Below are 18870 nucleotides of genomic sequence, written 5' to 3' on the forward strand. Positions count from 1 at the left end.
CGCGGTGGCTGCCAGCGCAAACAGGATGCCCTGCTCGGCAAGCGACTCGTCGATGGGGATGGCGCGTGCCGACGGAATGATCAGCCGCCGCGACGCCCCGCCAAACAGTCCGCGCGCACCGGCATAGCAATTGGCACCGGGTGCAAACACCCATTCGCCGACGCGTGCATCGCAGTCCGCGCCGGCCGCGACGATGCGGCCGACCGATTCATAGCCGGGCACCAGCGGATAACCCATGCCGGGAAACTGCGGCATCGTGCCGGTCCACAGCAGCTTTTCGGTGCCGGTGCTGATGCCGCTGAACGCGACCTCGACCAGCACGTCCCCCGCCCCCAACGCCGTCAGACCGATCTCGCGTACCGCAAGCAGCCCTGGAGCATCAAAAATGACGGCGGTACTGAGCATCGGGCCCGCAACCTCTTCCCTGGTCCTCTCACCGTCATGCTGGCGGGACCTTTCTGATTGTCAGCCTAACGTAACATAACCGATTGTCAATTTTTTTGGACACACCGCGTGTCACTTTGTTGCGAGAATGGCCGAGGTGACCAGCGGCAGCGCGGTCGGGACCGGCGCAATGCGTGAAAAGCCGGCACTGGACAGCATGGCGCGCAATTCGCTCGCCGATCGCGGCCGGCCAGAGCCCATCGCCCACAGATAGAGGCCGAAATAAGCATCGCCCATGCGTGGCGCGCCGGCCGAGTCGGCGAGCGGCTCGACAATCAGCACCCGGCCGCCGGGCGGGAGAGCGGCATGCACCCGCGCCAGCAATGCCGACACGACATCATCGTCATGATCGTGCAGAATCCGCACCAGCGTGACGAGATCATGTCCCCCCGGCAGCGACTCGTGCTTGAAGCTGCCGCCGTGCAGCGTCACCCTGCCCTCGGCCACCGGCCCGGCGAGTCGCTGCGCCGTTCCCGCGATCACCTCCGGCAAATCGAAGATGCCCACCTGCAACGCCGGCGCCGCCCCGAGGATGTGCAACGCAAAACCGCCCGATCCGCCGCCGATATCGAGCATGCGGCGGTGCCGGGCAAAGTCATAGGCATCGCAAATCTGCTGGGCGACCATCGGCTGCGTCGCCGCCATCAGCGCCGAATAGGCGGGCGCCGCAGCGTCGCGATCTGCCCCTGCCTTGGATGCATAGCTCCAGAAGGCGGACAGAGCGGTCTCCTCCTTCCGTCCCTTGGCAAGCAGCGCGAGCGGATCGGCAAGGTCGGCGTACAGCAGCGGATGATGGCGGATCATGGCCAATGCCCCGCTGTTGGAGGATAACGGCGCGCCCGCCTCCCCCAGCGTCCACAGCCCAGGCTCAGGCGACTCGACCAGTTGCAGGGCACGCCCGGCACGGAGCAGGCGGTCGCATGCGTCCCGGTCCAGTCCGAGCGACTCGACAATGGCATCGAACGGCTGGAGCCGGCCCGCCAGGAAGTCGATCAGTCCGGATTCGACGTGCGCCAGCAATATCTGGGAATAGACAAAGCCCGCCACCAGATCGAACTGGGCCGCTGCCCGCTGCCGCGCGATGCGTCTGACCAGCGGCGTGCGCGCCGCCCAGCGCTGGAAACGGGGGCTGGCCAGCATCGCGTTGCGCCACAGCACCCAGCGACTTTTCAGCGTCGGCGCGCTCATGCGACGGTTCCCGGTGCCATCGGTCGGCCACCCTTCTCCAGCCGTGCTGGATACATGACATAATTATTTGTCCAATTGATTGGACTTCTGATAGCTTGGGGTCAATCGAAACCGCTATCGGGCGGGGACCGATGTGGCGGAGTGCTGCCATGGCGCAAGACGACCCAGTCATCGTCATCGGTGCCGGAATCGGCGGGCTGGTCAGCGCGCTGACGCTGGCGGCAAGCGGCTATCCGGTGACGGTCGTCGAACAGGAAAGCACGGCCGGCGGCAAGGTCCGCCAGCTTGCGGTCGATGGCGCGATGATCGACGCCGGCCCCACCGTATTCACGCTGCGCTCGGTGTTCGATGCGGTGTTCGAAGCGGCGGGCACGCGCACCGAGGATCATCTGGTGCTGCACCGGGCCGATCTGCTCGCCCGCCATGCGTGGAGCAAAGGCGAGCGGCTTGACCTGTACGCCGATCATGAGCGCAGTTGCGCGGCGATCGGAGACTTTGCCGGCGCGAAGGCCGAAGCCGGTTTTCGCAGCTTCTCGGCAGAGGCGGCACGCATCTTTGCGATCCTTAACCAGCCGTTCCTGCGCAATTCCAAAACCTATCCGCCCGGCCTTATGTGGCGCATCGGCCTGCATCGTGTCGGCGCATTGCTCGCCATCCGCCCTTATGAATCGCTGTGGAAAGTGCTGCGCGAGCATTTCGACGACCTGCGGCTGGTGCAGCTGTTCGGCCGCTATACCACCTACTGCGGCTCGTCCCCGTTCCGCACGCCGGCAACGCTGATGCTGATCGCCCATGTCGAATCGCAGGGGGTGTGGGCGATCGAAGGCGGTATGAGCGCGCTGGCGGCCGCGCTGGAGCGGGTCGCGCGCGCCAAGGGCGTGCAGTTCCGTTTTGGCGAAGCCGTCAGCCGCATCGAAACCGGGGGCCGCCGCGTCCAAGCCGTGCATCTGGCAAGCGGGGAGCGGCTGGCCACCGATCGGGTGATTTTCAACGGCGATCCTGCCGCCCTGGCCGACGGGTTGCTCGGCGATGCCGTGCGGCGCGCCGTCGTCCCCCAGGCCCCCGCCGCGCGCTCGCTCTCCGCACTGGTTTGGCTGGCGCACAGCGGCAGTGCCGGTTTCGACCTCGCGCATCACAATGTCTTCTTTTCGGCCGATTACCCGTCCGAGTTCAGGGACCTGGGCAGCGGCGCGGCGCCGCAGGATCCGACGGCCTATGTCTGCGCGCTCGACCGTGGCCACGGCACACCGCCGGACGGGCGCGAGCGCCTGCAGATCATCGTCAACGCGCCCGCCAACGGGGATTCCCACCGGCTTTCGTCAGAGGAGAAAGCGCAATGCACATCGGCCATGCTGGCACGGCTCAGGGCCTGCGGACTGGAACTGGAGCAGCCGCTGCCGCACCGCTTGCTGACCCCGGCGGACTTCGCGGCGCGCTTTCCGGGGACGGGTGGGGCCCTTTATGGACGGGCCTCGCACGGGTGGGCGGCAAGCTTCCTCCGGCCCGGCAGCCGGACAGCGATCCATGGGCTCTATTGCGCGGGGGGGGCGACGCATCCTGGCGCGGGCGTGCCGATGGCCGCCTTGTCGGCTATTCAGGCGAGCGACGCGCTGCAAGCCGACCATGGTTCGACACGGCTGTTCCACCAAAGGGCTACCGCTGGTGGTATGTCGACGCCATCAGCGATGACGGCCGCTACGGGCTGACCATCATCGCCTTCATCGGCAGCGTCTTTTCGCCCTATTACAAGCGGTCGGGCCGCGCCGCGCCCACCGATCACAGTTGCCTCAATATCGCGCTCTACGGCCGCGGCGGCAGCCGGTGGGTGATGACGGAGCGGGGCATGGGCGAGACCGCGCAGTCCGCCGACACCCTCTCCATCGGCCCCAGTGCGATGCGCTGGGAGCGTGACCGGCTGATCATCGATATCGAGGAACGCGATATCCGGCTGGGCGTGCCGTGGCGGCGGCGGGTCGCGGGCCGGATCGTGCTCGAACCGGAGATGACCAACAGCCGCGCCTTCCGGCTCGACCCCGCCGGCCATCATCATTGGCAGGCGATTGCGCCGCGCGCGCGCATATCGGTGACGATGCAGGCGCCTGAACTCGCATGGCAGGGCAGCGCCTATCTCGACGGCAATCATGGCGACGAGTCGCTGGAGACCGGCTTTCACAGCTGGCACTGGTCGCGCGCGCATCTTGGCCACGGTCGCAAGGCCGAGGTCGCGGTGATCTACGAAGGGCAGCGCCGCGACGGCAGCCATTTCGCCAGCGCCCTGCGCTTCGATGCCAGCGGCACGCCACATGAGGAGGACCTGCCGCTTGTCGCGCCGCTGCCGCCGACCTGGTGGGCGCTGCCCCGCCAGACCCGCGCCGACCGCGGCTATGCCAGCGTGATCAGGACCTGGGAGGATTCGCCCTTCTACGCCCGCTCGACCGTGGCAGCGCGATTGTTCGGCGCGCCGGTCACCGCCATTCAGGAAAGCATCTCGCTCAACCGGCTGATCAACCCGGTGGTGCAGTGGATGCTGCCCTACAAGATGCCACGCGAGGCCAGTTCGGCCTGACTGCGCAGCCGGATCGGACCCGCCAGTTCACTCGCCGGTGCGCGGCGCCTCGCCTTTCGCCGCCTTCTCGGCCTTGTCCTTGGCGATCTCGCGATTGATCGACCATAGTTGCCAGAACCCGAGGCCGAGCGCGACCACACCGACGAAGACGATCTCGATCCAGCCCAAATTGTCCAATGCGCCTTGCGCCATGCCGGTTGCTCCCTGCCCTGTCCGCGCCGATCCGGGTGCCCGGCGGCGATGCGGCGCGATGCTACCGCTAGCGGCGGTCGCTCGCAAATCGGGCGATGATCTCAGCTGCCGCGGCCGGTTCCTCCTCGTGCGCCAGATGGCCGAGCGCGGGTAGCTCATGCACGCGGCAGCCGGGGATGGCACGGGCGGCACTGTCGATCGCGGATGCCGGAATCGCCGCGTCCGCGCCGGCGCGGACCAGCAGCACCGGTGCATCGAGCCGGGCGAGGCGCGGCTGCAGATGGTCGAGCCGCCAGCTGGCCATCATCCGCAGCGCCCCGTCGCAATGGCCCGAATGGCTGAACAGGCGATGATAACAGCGCTCCCCCTCGGCATCGATCCGCGATCCGGTCGATCGACGCAGAAAGTCGGCGGTGGTACCCGGCCGCGCCGCCATGCGTGCAAAGATCACCGAGGCAAAAGGGTTGACGAACAGCAGGTTGGCAAGCGTCGGGAACAGGCGCTGCGCCAGTCCCGGAAAGGGCGTCAACGCCGGCGTAAATCCGACCAGCGGGACCTGCCAGCCGCGATCAAGCAGCAATTGCACGGCAATCGCGACACCGGCGCTATGGCCGACGACGATGTCCGGAACCACCGCAAGTGCGTCGAGCAGCCGGCCGACCGACGCCGCCATCCCCTCGATCGTCACCGCTGCCCCCGGGCGGGCGCGGGTGAAGCCATGCCCCGGCAGATCGGGGGCGATGACGTCATGACTGCGCGCCAGCAGCGGCAGCAGACCCCGCCAGCTATGGGTCGCAGCGCCTGTGCCGTGCAGCAGCAGGCAAACCGGCGCAGTGCCGATCCCGTCGGGCGCCATGCGCTGCACATGCCAGCGATAGCCGCCCGCCTCGATCATGCGGCTGGCAGCGCGGTTCGGCCAATCGGCGCCATCGCGCGCCCAATCGGGGTAGCGTCCGCTCATGCGCGGGCGAGGCTGTCGATCGCCTCGACCATCGCAGCACTGCGCGCGGCGGGCAGCGGCAGATAGCGTGCACGCAGTGCTTCCGCGAGCTCGGCCGCTTCGGCCCGCGGGCGTGGCGATATGTCGATGACGATGCCGGGAATGGCCAGGGCGGCGAGCTGCCGCGCTGCGACCAGCGCCTGCTCCATCGCCCCGACGCGGTCGGCGCCGCCGTCCAGCGCGATGTTGCCCTTGCCGTCGGTGAGCAGCGCAAGCACCGGGGAGAGGCCGCTGCGCGCGCTGCCCTCGGCCAGCTGCATCGCCGCTATCAACCCTGCGGCGAGCGGCGTGCCCCCTCCACCGGGCAGCGCGGTGAGCGCACGGCGGGCGCGGGTCAATGACCGCGTCGGCGGCAGCAGCAGCTCAGCCCCGCCCGCCCGAAACGCGATCAGCGCCACCCGCGCGCGGCGGACATAGGCGTCGGCCAACATCAGCTCGACCGCACCCTTGGCCTCCGCCAGCCGCGCCAGCGCCGAGGAACCCGACGCATCGACCGCAAAGATCACCAGACTTTCGCGCCGCTGCTCGAAGCGGCGCACCCTGAGGTCGCTCTTGCGAATGTGGATCCGGCCTGCGCCCTTCGCGTAGGATTCCTGGCGCCGGATACGCTGCCACGGCGCTGCGGCACGCAATGTCTCGACCAGCGCCAGTCGCCGCCCATGGCCGGGTACGCCGGGACGCGCCGACATCGGCCGCCCGCGCAGCGCAGACGCCTGTTTCTGGCCGGACTTGCCCATTTGCCCCTTGCCCCCGGCTTTTGTGCCATCGCCGATACGGGCCAGCACATCGGGCGGAATGGAGGCGGCGACGGCAGCCAGCAGCATCTCCTCAAGCTGCGCCGGATCGGGCAGCGGCGGTGGCTCGTCCCGGTCCCCGGCATCGCCGGGATCGGGCGGCGGCGCGGAATCCGGGGCCGGCTCGGGCGGCGGCGGCTGCTGCGGTATCTGCGTGGCGCGCGGTGCCACCGTCAGCCGCAGCGCAGCCAGCACATCCTCATCCGAGGGCTGCGTGCGACGATGCAGCGCGGCAATGGCGCGCGCCGCCCGGTCCGCGAACAGCAGCGCCCTGCCCGAACTGACGCCGAACGCCGAGGATGTCGTGGCAATCCGCTCGAGCTGCGCGGCGCTCAGCGGTTGAACGTCGGCCAAGGGCAGCGCCGTGCGCCACAGCGGTTCGATCGCCGGGTTAGCCATGCCCGCCAGATCGCAGCGGAATGCCACCCGTTCGAGCATGACGGCAGGCGGCTGCTCCTCATCGTCGCGGCCATCGTCGAGCAGGAGCACGGCAACCGACCGTTCATCCATCGCCCGCGCGAGCAAGGCCGCGGTTGCCCCGGGCATGCGTTCGGCCATCGGCACCACCAGCGCGCCGCCCGCCGCCAGATCGATCAGCCCGGCGCGCGGCACTGCCCTGCCGGCTGCCAGCGATGCGGTGAGGTCGATGCCACCGGTCAGCCGCTCCACGTCGACCGAAACCGGCAACCGCACCACCCGGCCACGCGTACCGATTGCGTCGCCCAGCAGGGCGACCGCGGCGTCCCGCGCATCGCCATCGCCGCCGAGCACGATCCCGCCGAACGCTGCGGCATCGAGTGCCAGCAGATTGATCGCCAGCTCCGCGTCCGCGCTCGCCGCATCAGGAGCGGCGGCGTCGCTCACCCGAACAGGTCTTTGAGCGCCATGTCGATGCGCACCGTCGATCCGGTTTCATCGAGCACATTGCGCCGCAGCCGGTGCCGCAGCGCCAGCGGCGCAATGGCCTTGAGGTGGCTGCGCTTGACCGTTTTGGCCCCCTCCAGCGCCGCCAGCGCGCGGCTGCCGCGCATCAGGGTGAGCTCGCCGCGCAAGCCATCCGCGCCCACCGCCTTGCACAGCGCCGCCATATCGGAGAGAAGCGGCTCGGGCGTTTCGACCTGCGGCAGTGCCTTCTTGGCCTTGGCGATCCGCTTGAGGATCTTCTCGTCCTCCGCCCGCCATGCCTCGGCAAAGCCTTCAGGATCGCGCTCCTGCGCGTCGCATCGGCGCATGATCTCGACACGGGCATCGAGCTCCTGCGGGGTGCGCACCTCGACCGACAGGCCGAAGCGGTCGAGCAATTGCGGGCGCAGTTCCCCTTCCTCGGGATTGCCGCTGCCGATCAGCACGAACCGGGCCGGATGGCGAATGCTCAGCCCGTCCCGCTCGACCAGATTCTCGCCCGACGCCGCAACATCGAGCAGCAAATCGACCACATGGTCTTCGAGCAGATTGATCTCGTCGATGTAGAGGAAACCGCGATGCGCCTTGGCCAGCAGACCCGGCTCAAAGCGCTTCTCGCCCGCGGCAAGCGCACGCTCGAGATCGAGCGTGCCGAGCACCCTGTCCTCGGTCGCCCCCAGCGGCAGATCGACGAACGGCACCGGTGCCTTGACCGTCCGCACTTTCGCCCCCGGCACATGGTCCGGACTGGCCTCGACCGCGTCGGGCGCGCTGTTGAAACGGCAGCCCGCGACCATCGCAATCGGCGGCAGCGTCGCGGCCAGCGCCCGCGCGGCGGTGGATTTGCCCGTCCCGCGATCGCCGAAGATCATAACCCCGCCGATGCGCGGATCGACCGCCGCAATCAGCAAGGCGCGCTTCATCTCTTCCTGACCGACAATGGCGCTGAACGGATACATCCCCATCTGTCCAAGCTACCAGACACTAGGGCAACCGCAAGCGGCGTTTGCAGTTGCGGCGTCGCGTCAGCGGTCTATTGTCCGTCCTGTCTCGGGACCAACGCGGAGAACAATGCCATGCGCCACGTCCTGTTGATTCTGCTGCTTGCCATCGGCACCGCGGCAGTGGCCCAGCAGCCCCCCACCCAGCGCCGGATCGAGGTGGCGACCAACGTCCCTTGGACGCACGCGCGCAGCGGCGTCACCCTGCCTGCCGAGGTCGACACGCTGAGGCGGGTGGGTATCGTCGAAAACACGCCCGGCGAAGTCGACATTCTGGCGAATTATGAGGACCGCGCCACACGTGTCACCGTCATCCTGTTCCGCCCGCAGCAGAATGATGTCGGTTTCTGGTTCGACCGGTCGGAGCTGGCACTGCCGGCCAACCCGATGTTCGCGGGTCTCACCCCGACCACAGCCGAACCGGTACGCTTCGCCACCAGCATCAGCCCGACGATGAGCAGCCTGCGCCGAAGCTACAGCAGCACCGGCCGCTGGCGCGGCACCGGCACCGCAGTCATGCCGGTCGGTCGCTGGCTGGTGAAAATCCGGGCCAGTTCGGCCGCGCTCGATGCAGCGGCCATCGACCGGCTGATCGACAGCACCATCGCCGCCATCCGTCTGCCCGCCGACGCGACGGCGGCTCCGGAAGCGCGCATTATCGCCGCATGCACAGACACACTGCGCTGGCGTGAGGCGCGGATCGTGCAGCCGTCGATGGAAGATGTACTGATGGCCAGCGTCACGCTTGCCATTGTCGCAGAAGCCAAACCGACCGAGCCCGACCAGCCCCATGGGCTCGCCCAACCGGACCTGTGTCGGGACCCGGTCGAGGCAGATGGTGGCACCGTCTATCGCAGCCCCGGCGAAACAGGCCTTTACTGGATCGGCTATGGCGATTTTGGCACTTATGCGACCGTCGCGCCGACATTGTCGCTCGATGAACTCAGCAACTCCACGTCGCGCCGCGGCAACTCCCGGGTATCGGTCACGCTGGCGACACCGACAGACTCGCTGGTGTATCCCAACTTCAATCGCTTGCCGACGCCACGGCAAGTGACAGCGATGCTCAACAGTCGCGGACCGATCAGCCGGACCAGCTTCGATCCCGAAGCACCCGAAGGCGACGGGCCTGAAATCCAGATGACCACACCACCGTGAGCGCTGCCCACCCCGCATAGCTATTCACATTGCACCGCTCTGCGGGGTGCGGCACTCTTGGCGGAGCCAGCCCCCGGAGCGCTCCCATGACCCTGCATCCTGCCATTTCCGCTGTCACCGACCGCATCATCGAGCGCAGCTGCCCGCGCCGCGCCGCTTATCTCGATCTGATGCGCCAGCAGCGCGAAGCCGGGACCAATCGCGGCAGCCTCTCCTGCGGCAATCTCGCCCACGGCTTTGCGGCGGCGGAGGATGACAAGCCGGTGATCCGCAGCGGCCAGGCCATGAACATCGGCATCGTCACCGCCTATAACGACATGCTCTCCGCCCATCAGCCCTATGGCCGCTATCCGGAGGCGATCAAGATCGCCGCACGCGAAGTCGGCGCTACCGCACAGGTCGCAGGCGGGGTGCCGGCGATGTGCGATGGCGTGACGCAGGGCCAGGCGGGCATGGACCTGTCGCTGTTCAGCCGTGACAATATCGCCCAGGGCACGGCCATCGCCCTGTCCCACGCGATGTTCGAAGCCGTGCTGATGCTCGGCATCTGCGACAAGATCGTGCCGGGCCTGCTGATCGGCGCGCTGCGCTTCGGCCATCTGCCGACCATCCTCATCCCCGCCGGGCCGATGCCGAGCGGCATTGCCAACAAGGAAAAAGCCCGGGTCCGCCAGCTTTATGCCGAGGGCAAGGCAACGCGCGACGAACTGCTCGAAGCCGAGGCGGCGTCCTATCACGGCGCAGGCACCTGCACCTTCTACGGCACCGCCAACTCCAACCAGATGATGATGGAGCTGATGGGACTGCACGTCCCCGGCGCGGCCTTCGTCAATCCCGGCACCAAGCTGCGCGGCGAACTGACCCGCGCCGCCGTCCACCGTGTCACCGAAATCGGCTGGACCAAAAATGGCAACGACAACGCGGATTACCGTCCGCTGGCCGAATGCGTCGATGAACGCGCCATCGTCAACGCCATCATCGGCCTGCTGGCGACCGGCGGATCGACCAACCATGCCATCCACATCCCCGCAATCGCGCGAGCGGCGGGCATCACTGTCGACTGGGAGGATTTCGACCGGCTCTCGGCGGCGGTACCGCTGCTGGCCCGCGTCTATCCCAATGGCTCAGCGGACGTGAACCACTTCCACCACGCGGGCGGCATGGCTTTCGTCACCCGCGAGTTGCTCGGCGCGGGGCTGCTCCACGGCGACATCCTGACCGTCGGCGGTACCATGGCAGACTATGCGCGGACGCCGCAGATGGACGGCGATAGACTGGTCTGGCGCGACACCCCCGCCGCGTCGGGCGACGAGACCATCCTCCGCCCAGCCGCCACGCCCTTCGCTGCCGATGGCGGAATGCGCCTGCTCTCGGGCAATCTCGGCCGCTGCGTCATCAAGGTCAGCGCGGTGGAACAGGACCGCTGGACCATAGAGGCCCCGGCGCGCATCTTCGACACGCAGGACGCGGTGATCGCCGCGTTCAAGGCGGGCGAGCTGGAGCAGGATTGCGTCGTCGTCGTCCGCTTCCAGGGCCCGCGCGCCAACGGCATGCCCGAACTGCACAAGCTCACCCCGTCGCTGGGCGTGCTGCAGGATCGCGGTTTCCGCGTCGCCCTGCTCACCGACGGGCGCATGTCCGGCGCGAGCGGCAAAGTCCCCGCCGCCATCCATCTCTCGCCAGAGGCGCTGCCCGGCGCGGATGGCACCAGCGGCCCGCTGGCCTATCTGGCTGACGGCGACATCGTCCGCATCTGCGCCGTCTCCGGGGAAGTCACCGCGCTCGTCGACCCCGCTGACTGGGCCAAACGCACCCCGGCCAAGGCCCCGCCCCCCGCGCTCGGCGTCGGTCGGGAACTCTTCGCCCTCTTCCGCCACCATGCCGATGAAGCGGAAAAAGGCGGCAGCGCGATGCTGGCGGCGATGGAGGCGACGCTCGCCCCATAACGTCGCCCCGGACTTGGTCCGGGGCCGCTCTCTCCCCGGTGCAACGCCGCTTGCTACCCCGGCTCAAGGCCGGGGTGACGAGTGAAGGAAGGCTTGGCGCAAGCTGATCGTTGCACTAAGTGTCGCAATGCGGCCCACGCCGCACCGGAGTGTTGATGTTAGAGATTGCCCGCAACCGCTAGCCGCCTGACCCGATCGGGGTGATGTCCCCGTCTGGGTGAAAGGCGAGCTGCGTGGACCGGCAGGGGAGTGCCCCCGCGCCGATCCCTTTGTTGCATCTCAACTATCCACGAGACATCCGATGAACATTTCGCGCCTCGAACAGCGCGTGCTCCACGTCCTCGCCAAGGGCGGGGCCATCCACCACACGCGCGGGCCGAACGGCAAGATCGCCGAAATCGCCTGCTTCACCCGCGAAGGCCATGTGCTGGCCGATTGCACGCTCAGCCTGTTCCAGCGGCTCAGGCGTCGCGGGCTGATCCAGTCGGCGGGCGGCCAGCCCTACCGCATCACCCTGCTCGGACGGCGCAGCGTGCGCGCCCAGCCCGACAACCAGTAAACTGACGAACACAAGGACATCGCAATGAAAGCCATTTTCACACTTCACCCGCTCGACCGCAGTGACATCGCCGGAGTCGAGGCCGTGCTGGAATCGAGCGGGCTGTTTCCTCCCGATCTGCTAGGCTCGATGGTCGCGCCCTATCTCAAAGGGTCCAGCGAGGACTTCTGGCTGGTCGCGCGCGCCGAACAGGCCCGGCTCGGCTTTGCCTATGTCGCGCCGGAGCGGATGACCGATGGGTGCTGGAACATGCTGGCCATCGCGGTCGACCGGCCATGGCAGGGCCATGGCGTCGGCCAGGCGCTGGTGCGCGCGGCCGAGCAGCGGCTCGGCGACAACGGGCAGCGGCTGCTGCTCGTCGAAACCTCGGGGCTCGATGCCTATGCGCTGACGCGGCGCTTCTACCGCCAGCTCGACTATGCAGAAATCGCGCGCATCCCCGACTATTATCAGGCGGGTGAAGACAAGATCATCTTCAGCAAGCGGTTCGGCAACCGACCTCGCCAATAAAAGCGGGCGCGGCGCGGCGCTCTCGACTGCCTCTCGTCAACCGCTTCACCTTGGTGTAGGCGGTGCCGTCATGAAAGCCGAAGAGCGCCGCGCCGCGATCATCGACAGGCTGGCCGACCATATCCTGAGCCATGGTCTGGCCGCCTCGTCGCTGCGCGCGCTGGGCAAGGCAGCCGGCACCAGCGACCGGATGCTGCTCTATTATTTCTCAGACAAGGCGGAGCTCATTGCCGCAGCGATGGAGAATATCGCCGCGCGCGTGGTGGCGCTGATGGAGGCGCAGGGCCCGCCCGTGCCGCGCTCGGCCGACGCGCTGTGGCAGGACGTGTCCCTCATGATCCTGTCGGACGATCTGTGGCCGTTCATGCGGGTGTGGCTGGAAACGGCCACCTTGTCCGCGCAAGGGGACGCCATGACCCGCAGCATCGGCGGCGCCATCGGTCGCGGTTTCCTCGCCTGGACCGAAGGCCAGATCGATGAACCCGACGCGGCGGTGCGCCTGCAAAAGGCATCGCGCCTGCTGGCGATGGCCGAGGGGCTGGTTCTGCTCAAGGCGCTCGGCCTCGACGATATTTGCGAACAAGCGGCGAAATAAGCACAACGCCGCGGCAACGGCCGGGCGCGGCGTTGCCTGTTCCGCCGCAGCGGCCTAAACTTGCACCACAATAGAAAGCGGAGTCCTTTCCCATGTCGGATCCTGTCGTCATCCTCTCCTACGCCCGTACCCCGATGGGGGCGATGCAGGGCGCTCTGTCCGATGCCAGCGCCACCGATCTCGGCGCAACCGCAGTCAAGGCGGCGGTCGAGCGGGCGGGTATCGACGGCGGCGATGTCGAGCGCATCTACATGGGCTGCGTGCTCCCCGCAGGGCTGGGCCAGGCGCCGGCGCGGCAGGCGGCGATCAAGGCCGGTCTGCCCAAGTCGGTGCAGGCGACCACGGTCAACAAGGTGTGCGGCTCGGGCATGCAGACGGTGATCATGGGTGCGGAAGCCATTGCCGCTGGCAGCGTCGACATGGTCGTGGCGGGCGGCATGGAGAGCATGACCAACGCCCCCTATCTGCTCAAGAAGCACCGCTCGGGCGCACGCATCGGCCATGATACGGCCTATGATCACATGTTCCTCGACGGCCTCGAAGACGCCTATGACGCGGGCCGGGCGATGGGCACCTTCGCACAGGATACCGCCAACGAGTATCAGCTGACCCGCGAAGCGCAGGACAATTATTCGATCGAATCGCTGCGCCGCGCCCAGACCGCGATTGCCGAGGGCGCCTTCGCCGGCGAGATCGCCCCGGTCACCGTCAAGGGCCGGGGCGGCGATACCATCGTCGATACCGACGAGGCGCCGGGCAAGGGCAAGCCCGACAAGATCCCGACGCTCAAGCCCGCCTTTGCGAAAGACGGTACCATCACCGCCGCCACCAGCTCGTCGATCTCCGATGGTGCGGCCGCCGTGGTGCTGACCCGGCAGTCGGTCGCAGCGGCCAAGGGTGTCGCGCCGGTCGCCCGCATCGTCGCGCATGCCGCGCACGCCCAGGAACCCAAGGACTTCACCACCGCCCCCGTCGGCGCGATCAACAGCGTGCTGGCCAAGGCCGGCTGGAGCATCGGCGATGTCGACCTGTTCGAGGTCAACGAGGCCTTTGCCTGCGTCGCCATGTTCGCGATGCACGACCTCGGCATCCCGCACGAGAAGATCAATGTCCACGGCGGCGCCACCGCGCTCGGTCACCCGATCGGCGCAAGCGGCACCCGCATCATCACCACGCTGATCGGCGCGCTCAAGCGCCACGGCAAGACCCGCGGCATCGCCTCCTTGTGCATCGGCGGCGGCGAGGCAACGGCGGTGGCCATCGAGCTGGTGTGATGCGCCGCCTCGCGCTGCTCATTCTGCTCGGTACTGCGAGCGCCGCCTTCGCCAGCGATGGAGCGACGACGACGTCGGCGATCGCTGCCACCAGTACGGACGAGGAAGTGGCGATCGCGCAGGCGCTGCGCCGCGGCCAGGCCATCTATCGCTACGATCAGGCAGCATGGCATACCACCGATACATTGTTGCAAGACCTGCCGACCGATGAATTGAACCAGGTCCGAGGCTGGGTGGTTGTGCCGGTCGAAGGCGGACTGCGGGTCTATTATTACGGTGGCGAGCCAGGTATCCGGCACGCCATCTACTCGGCCGATTGGCTGGACGCCGGCTCGGTCGCCAACCGCCGCCGCTTGACCACTGCCGAGGATCGCGCGCTGCCTGCCGAGGCGGTGCGATTGAGCGCGCTGATCGATTCGATATCGCTGGATGGCCTGCAAAACTGTTCCGACCGGCGCTTCAATATGGTCATGTTGCCCGCCAGTGAGACCGGGGCGACCGACAGCCTCTATCTGCTAACCCCTCAGACAGGGCCGGAAGTGCCGTTCGGCGGCCATCACCGCATCGACTTTGTCGACGGTCGAGAGGTGTCCAGACGCCGCTTCACCAACGGCTGCCTCAGCATTCCGGGCCGAGGAGAGGTGCTGGTTGTCACCCACCTGCTCGATCCCATTCCGACAGAAATTCATGTCTTTTCGATGTTCGCGGCCCGCAGGCCGGTAGCCGTTGGCACGCCCGACGGTCGTATCTGGGCCATCGAGATCACACGCGGTCGCGCGACCATCGAAGCAGTCCAGCACGTTCGACAGGCAAACTGACGTCTGCAAACCATAGACCGGCTCCTCTATCGCGCGGCTACGTCTCCCGGTGCGCCTTCCTGCGGCAGGATCAGGATCGGCACCGCGCGGTCCGGCGTCAGATAGCGGGCGGCGAGCGCCTGCAGCTCGGCCGGCGTTACGCTGTTCAGATCGGTGAGGTAGCTGCGCAGCGCCGTGAAGTGACGTGGCTCGCGGGTCGCGCCCTCGGTCTGCACCATCCAGAAGACATTGCCCGAAGAGGCCCGGATGATCTGCTCGCTGGCCGGGCCGGTGGCACGGCGCAGCTCGTCGTCGGTGACCGGCGTGGTCGCCAGTTCGGCGGCGATGGCGCGCGCGGCGTCGAACATCAGCTGCGTATCCTCGGGCCGGACCAGCCCACCGGCAAAGACATAGCCGCCGTTGGCAAAGCTGGTCGGCCAGTTGCTCGCCACCACCTGGCTGTAGCTCGCACCCGCTTGGTCGCGCAGGCGTTCGTAGAGCCGGTCGTTGAAGATCGCCGACAATATGTCGAGCTGGCGCGAGGTGCGGATCGAATCGAGCCCGCCGCCGGTGCGATAGCCCAGCACGGCCGCCGCCTGCGTCGCGCCGCCGCTGTGGCGGACGATGATCGGCTGCGCCGGCACCGCTGTCGGCGTGACATCGGCCGCGCCCGGTGGCGCCGCCACCGGCTGGCGCGGCGGCAGCGCGCCAAAGGTCGACAGCAGCATGGCCTGCAGGTCGACCGAGGCAACATCGCCGAACACCTGCACCTCGATCGGCCCCCGCTGCAGCAGCGGTTCCCAGAAAGCGCGGAACGCCTGCGGCGTCAGCGCATCGACCTCGGCTCGCGTAGGCGGAGCGAAACGGCGGTCCTGCGAATAGAGCAGCGCGTCGAGCTCATTCTCGAACACCGCGACCGGCGATTCGCGCAGCGAATCATAGCTGAGCAACCGGCCGGCGCGGGCCCGGCGCACCGGCGATTCCTGCCAGCCGGGTGCCACGAACTTCGTCGCCAGCAGTCGCAACTGGTCGGCAAGGTCGCTGGGCTGGGTTTCCGCCTGGAATTCGAACGCGTCATTATCGACATCCATGCGCATGCCGATCTGGCGGCCATTGACCAGCCGGTCGAGCGCGGACTGGTCGAACCGGCCGATGCCGCTTTCGACCAGCGCCGCCTCCCCGCTCCACAGCAGATTGGGCTGGTCGGGTGCCAGCGCGGAGCGGCCACCGCCCCAGCGGACATTGATGCGCACCTTGTTCGGCTCAATCGGCGTGTTGCGGACCAGCACGGTCACGCCATTGGACAATTCCCAGCGCTCCATGCCGAAGCGTTCGACCGGCGCGCGGGTGACGATGCGGCCAGGGCTGCCGAGCCGCGGCAGATCGGCAAAGGTCGGCGCGCGACCGCTCTGGTTGGCGCGGGCCAGGGCGCGCGGCTGGGCGGTGAGCGCAGCAGCAAGCTGCGCCTCGCCACCCGCGACCGGGCGCGGCGTGCTCAGCAGGATGCGGTTGGCATCGCCGGAGAACAGCACGCGCATGCGGCGGTGCAGCTCCTGCGGCGTCGCAAGCGGGCGGGTCGAGCGCCAGATGTCGAGCGCATGATCGGGCGAAGTCGTGGTCTCGCCGATGTCGACCGCCTGGAGCAGGTCGTCCGCCTGCTGGGTGCCCGGTTCATTCTGGGCGTTGGCCAGCTCGCGTTGCAGGAAGGTTTCGATATCCGCATTCTCGCGGGCGATCTCGGCAGCGGTCGGCGGAGTCGCCAACGCGGCCGCGATCACCGAACGCACTTCGGCAATCGCCCCCTGCCAGTCGTCCTCGAGCGGCACGACGGTGACGGTGGTGATCCAGGCCGAACGGCTGGGCCGATCATCTTCCACCCGCGCCAGCAGGTAATTGCCGCCGGTGCGCGCCCGCTCTTCCAGCCGCCGGTTGAGGATTTGCGTGGCCAGCGTGTCCATCATCAACCCTTGCGTCCAGGCGATGCTATCGGTGACGCGGGTCCAGGGACGGATCCAGGCAAGGTTGGCGACCAGCGGCTGCGATGGCTCGACCACGATGCGCGCAACCGGGCGCGACGGATCGGGCCGGCCGAAATCGGGCTCGGTCGGCGCCGGGCCCTGCGCCCGCCAGTCGGCGAAATTGCCTACAATGGCCTGTTCGAGCAAAGCCGGGTCCAGATCCCCGGCGATGGCGATCACCACCCGCTCGGGCCGGTACCAGCGCTGGTGGAAGGCCTGGATGCCGGCGGCATCGGCCGCGCGCAGCGTCTCTTCGGTGCCGATGGTCGAGCGCTCCCCGAACAATTGGCCGGCGAACATATGCTCGCGGCTGGCCGTGGCGATGCGGAATTGCGGCCCGTCGAACTCGCGCCGCTCCGCGATCACGATCGGTCGCTCGGCGTCGATGGTGGCATCGCTCAGCACCGGCTCGCGGATCATGCCCGACAGATATTGCATGCTCTGCGCAAGCGCCGCCGGCGTCGCATTGGGGATGTCGAGCTGGTAGATGGTCGCGGTCGCGCCCGTCGAGGCGTTGGAATCGCTGCCGAAGGTGATGCCGAGCCGCTGCCAGGCACGCCGCGCCTCGCCGCTCGGCAGATAGCGCGATTCGCGGAACGAGAGATGCTCGATAAGGTGCGCCCAGCCCGCTTCGTGCGGCTGTTCCATCATCGCGCCGGCATCGACGCGCAGGCGGATGGTCACCTGCCCCGGCGGCACCCCGTTGCGGCGCACGGCAAAGCGCAGGCCGTTCTCCAGCGCGCCGAACTGCCAACCCGGATCGGGTGGGATGTCGCTGCCTTCATAAAGCCAGGGCGAGCGATCGACGGCGGCGGAGGGGGCCGTCGCGGGTGCATCGGGCGCGGTCGCCGTTTGGGGCTTGGCCGGAGACTGCGCCAGCAGCGCGGACGGCGGAGAGAGCAACAGTGCGGCTGCGACCAGCGGCAGAGTCAGGCGACGAACGGGGGAGGAAGCCATCACAGGCGGCATAGGGGGGAATGCTTTCGCTTGGCTGAACGGGGGGTAGGAACGTAGATGAACCTGACAGCACGACCGCATGATTGCCAGAAGGTTTTGCCAATGACCCGTATCGCCCTGCTCCAGACCACAACCGGCATCGATCCCCACGCCAATGCCGCAACACTTGCGGAGGCGACGGCGCGCGCCGCCGGGGAAGGCGCCGCGATGCTGTTCGCGCCCGAAATGGCGGGCCTGCTCGACCGGGACCGTGCCCGCGCCAGCCGCCACATCGTTGCAGAAGCGGACAGCCCCTATGTCGCTGCGGCACAGCAGGCCGCGGCCCGCGCGCGTCTCTGGCTGCACATCGGCTCGCTGCCGGTGCTGGCGGAGAGCGGTCGCTGGCGCAATCGCAGCCTGGTCATCGATCCGGACGGCACCATTGTCGGTCGCTACGACAAGATCCACCTGTTCGACATCGACCTGCCGACCGGGGAAAGCTGGCGCGAATCATCGGCTTACGAGGCAGGGGAGGCACGTGCGGTGGTCGTGCCCGGCACGCCGGTCGGCGCGCTCGGCCTAAGCATCTGCTACGATCTGCGTTTTCCGTCCCTGTTTCTGGCGCTGCGTGATGCTGGTGCGGAGACCATCGCGCTGCCCGCCGCCTTCACCGTACCGACGGGCCAGGCGCATTGGCATTGTTTGCTGCGCGCCCGCGCGCTCGATAGCGGCTGCCACGTCATCGCCGCAGCGCAGACCGGGACACATGCCGACGGCCGGTCGACCTACGGTCATTCGCTGGCGGTAGATCCGTGGGGGGAGATTCTCGCCGATGCAGGGGAAGCCGCAGGTCTGTGCTTTGCCGACATTGCCGCCAGCCGTCGCGAGGACGTGCGGCAGCGCATGCCGGTTCAAGCGCACCGCCGCGCTATCGCCGCCAGCTGAGGCGCGCCAGGCTTGTTCTGCCCGCGCGACCGAGCCCTGTGTCG

Annotated in this window: 16 protein-coding genes and 1 pseudogene; 10 read left to right on the plus strand and 7 right to left on the minus strand. The window is 68.1% G+C overall.

What is annotated here, in order from left to right; genetic code table 11:
• Positions 1–111: 111 nt before the first annotated feature.
• Both AC0QC4_RS01455 and AC0QC4_RS01460 read right to left on the minus strand, forming a co-directional pair.
• Positions 112–405, minus strand: a pseudogene (locus AC0QC4_RS01455) (alcohol dehydrogenase catalytic domain-containing protein); the annotation flags it as partial.
• Positions 406–516: 111 nt separating this feature from the next.
• The gene (locus AC0QC4_RS01460; RefSeq protein ID WP_483657926.1) at positions 517–1632 is read right to left on the minus strand and encodes a methyltransferase; all 1116 of its coding nucleotides are present in this window, start codon (positions 1630–1632) and stop codon (positions 517–519) included.
• Between the two features lie 149 nt (positions 1633–1781).
• On the opposite strand from AC0QC4_RS01460, the gene crtD reads away from it, so the two are divergent.
• Entirely contained in the window at positions 1782–3338 is a 1557-nt protein-coding gene (gene crtD / locus AC0QC4_RS01465) for a 1-hydroxycarotenoid 3,4-desaturase CrtD (protein ID WP_483657927.1), read from the plus strand.
• A gap of 137 nt (positions 3339–3475) precedes the next feature.
• A complete protein-coding gene (locus tag AC0QC4_RS01470; RefSeq protein WP_483657929.1) occupies positions 3476–4198 on the plus strand; it encodes a hydroxyneurosporene dehydrogenase in 723 nt (240 codons plus the stop codon).
• A 27-nt stretch (positions 4199–4225) separates the two neighbouring features.
• Here the strand turns inward: AC0QC4_RS01470 and AC0QC4_RS01475 are convergent, their stop codons facing one another.
• The 4 genes from AC0QC4_RS01475 to bchI all read right to left on the minus strand — a co-directional run bounded on the left by AC0QC4_RS01475 (position 4226) and on the right by bchI (position 8052).
• Positions 4226–4390, minus strand: coding sequence for a hypothetical protein (locus tag AC0QC4_RS01475; protein WP_483657931.1), 165 nt, complete (start codon positions 4388–4390; stop codon positions 4226–4228).
• Between the two features lie 67 nt (positions 4391–4457).
• Positions 4458–5351, minus strand: a complete 894-nt coding sequence (gene bchO / locus AC0QC4_RS01480) for an alpha/beta fold hydrolase BchO (RefSeq protein ID WP_483657932.1) — start codon at positions 5349–5351, stop codon at positions 4458–4460.
• Positions 5348–7048, minus strand: a complete 1701-nt coding sequence (locus AC0QC4_RS01485; RefSeq protein ID WP_483657933.1) for a VWA domain-containing protein — start codon at positions 7046–7048, stop codon at positions 5348–5350. The genes bchO and AC0QC4_RS01485 overlap by 4 nt, the downstream gene beginning before the upstream one ends.
• Positions 7045–8052 carry a magnesium chelatase ATPase subunit I gene (bchI, locus tag AC0QC4_RS01490; RefSeq protein WP_483657935.1) on the minus strand — a complete coding sequence of 336 codons (1008 nt, stop codon included), beginning with the start codon at positions 8050–8052 and terminating at the stop codon, positions 7045–7047. Before bchI ends, AC0QC4_RS01485 begins: the two co-directional genes overlap by 4 nt.
• A gap of 111 nt (positions 8053–8163) precedes the next feature.
• Between bchI and AC0QC4_RS01495 the strand changes: the two genes are divergently transcribed.
• The 7 genes from AC0QC4_RS01495 (at position 8164) to AC0QC4_RS01525 (ending at position 14948) form a co-directional block, all read left to right on the plus strand.
• Positions 8164–9246 carry a hypothetical protein gene (locus AC0QC4_RS01495; RefSeq protein WP_483657937.1) on the plus strand — a complete coding sequence of 361 codons (1083 nt, stop codon included), beginning with the start codon at positions 8164–8166 and terminating at the stop codon, positions 9244–9246.
• A gap of 86 nt (positions 9247–9332) precedes the next feature.
• Complete coding sequence (gene edd / locus AC0QC4_RS01500; protein ID WP_483657938.1) at positions 9333–11192, plus strand: phosphogluconate dehydratase; 1860 nt, start codon at positions 9333–9335, stop codon at positions 11190–11192.
• A 301-nt stretch (positions 11193–11493) separates the two neighbouring features.
• Positions 11494–11751 carry a YjhX family toxin gene (locus AC0QC4_RS01505; protein WP_483657940.1) on the plus strand — a complete coding sequence of 86 codons (258 nt, stop codon included), beginning with the start codon at positions 11494–11496 and terminating at the stop codon, positions 11749–11751.
• 24 nt (positions 11752–11775) lie between these two features.
• A complete protein-coding gene (locus tag AC0QC4_RS01510; protein ID WP_483657942.1) occupies positions 11776–12261 on the plus strand; it encodes a GNAT family N-acetyltransferase in 486 nt (161 codons plus the stop codon).
• A gap of 70 nt (positions 12262–12331) precedes the next feature.
• A complete protein-coding gene (locus AC0QC4_RS01515) occupies positions 12332–12856 on the plus strand; it encodes a TetR/AcrR family transcriptional regulator (protein WP_483657943.1) in 525 nt (174 codons plus the stop codon).
• 92 nt (positions 12857–12948) lie between these two features.
• On the plus strand, positions 12949–14130 hold the full coding sequence (locus AC0QC4_RS01520; protein WP_483657945.1) for an acetyl-CoA C-acyltransferase: 1182 nt from the start codon (positions 12949–12951) through the stop codon (positions 14128–14130).
• Positions 14130–14948 (plus strand): hypothetical protein, encoded by an 819-nt coding sequence (locus tag AC0QC4_RS01525; RefSeq protein ID WP_483657947.1) that lies wholly within the window; start codon positions 14130–14132, stop codon positions 14946–14948. Before AC0QC4_RS01520 ends, AC0QC4_RS01525 begins: the two co-directional genes overlap by 1 nt.
• 26 nt (positions 14949–14974) lie before the next feature.
• On the opposite strand, the gene AC0QC4_RS01530 is transcribed toward AC0QC4_RS01525, so the two are convergent.
• The gene (locus AC0QC4_RS01530) at positions 14975–17902 is read right to left on the minus strand and encodes a M16 family metallopeptidase (RefSeq protein ID WP_483657948.1); all 2928 of its coding nucleotides are present in this window, start codon (positions 17900–17902) and stop codon (positions 14975–14977) included.
• A 102-nt stretch (positions 17903–18004) separates the two neighbouring features.
• Here AC0QC4_RS01530 and AC0QC4_RS01535 point away from each other — a divergent pair, with 102 nt between their 5' ends.
• Entirely contained in the window at positions 18005–18826 is an 822-nt protein-coding gene (locus AC0QC4_RS01535) for a carbon-nitrogen hydrolase family protein (protein ID WP_483657950.1), read from the plus strand.
• Positions 18827–18870 lie beyond the last annotated feature (44 nt).

The organism is Sphingomonas sp. jy18 (assembly GCF_056931895.1).

Excerpts from the sequence above, each read along its gene's own strand:
- AC0QC4_RS01460 (WP_483657926.1), bottom strand. The coding sequence starts at position 1,632 with ATGAGCGCGCCGACGCTGAAAAGTCGCTGGGTGCTGTGGCGCAACGCG.
- crtD (WP_483657927.1), top strand. The coding sequence starts at position 1,782 with ATGGCGCAAGACGACCCAGTCATCGTCATCGGTGCCGGAATCGGCGGG.
- AC0QC4_RS01470 (WP_483657929.1), top strand. The coding sequence starts at position 3,476 with ATGGGCGAGACCGCGCAGTCCGCCGACACCCTCTCCATCGGCCCCAGT.
- AC0QC4_RS01475 (WP_483657931.1), bottom strand. The coding sequence starts at position 4,390 with ATGGCGCAAGGCGCATTGGACAATTTGGGCTGGATCGAGATCGTCTTC.
- bchO (WP_483657932.1), bottom strand. The coding sequence starts at position 5,351 with ATGAGCGGACGCTACCCCGATTGGGCGCGCGATGGCGCCGATTGGCCG.
- bchI (WP_483657935.1), bottom strand. The coding sequence starts at position 8,052 with ATGGGGATGTATCCGTTCAGCGCCATTGTCGGTCAGGAAGAGATGAAG.
- AC0QC4_RS01495 (WP_483657937.1), top strand. The coding sequence starts at position 8,164 with ATGCGCCACGTCCTGTTGATTCTGCTGCTTGCCATCGGCACCGCGGCA.
- edd (WP_483657938.1), top strand. The coding sequence starts at position 9,333 with ATGACCCTGCATCCTGCCATTTCCGCTGTCACCGACCGCATCATCGAG.
- AC0QC4_RS01505 (WP_483657940.1), top strand. The coding sequence starts at position 11,494 with ATGAACATTTCGCGCCTCGAACAGCGCGTGCTCCACGTCCTCGCCAAG.
- AC0QC4_RS01510 (WP_483657942.1), top strand. The coding sequence starts at position 11,776 with ATGAAAGCCATTTTCACACTTCACCCGCTCGACCGCAGTGACATCGCC.
- AC0QC4_RS01515 (WP_483657943.1), top strand. The coding sequence starts at position 12,332 with ATGAAAGCCGAAGAGCGCCGCGCCGCGATCATCGACAGGCTGGCCGAC.
- AC0QC4_RS01520 (WP_483657945.1), top strand. The coding sequence starts at position 12,949 with ATGTCGGATCCTGTCGTCATCCTCTCCTACGCCCGTACCCCGATGGGG.
- AC0QC4_RS01525 (WP_483657947.1), top strand. The coding sequence starts at position 14,130 with ATGCGCCGCCTCGCGCTGCTCATTCTGCTCGGTACTGCGAGCGCCGCC.
- AC0QC4_RS01530 (WP_483657948.1), bottom strand. The coding sequence starts at position 17,902 with ATGGCTTCCTCCCCCGTTCGTCGCCTGACTCTGCCGCTGGTCGCAGCC.
- AC0QC4_RS01535 (WP_483657950.1), top strand. The coding sequence starts at position 18,005 with ATGACCCGTATCGCCCTGCTCCAGACCACAACCGGCATCGATCCCCAC.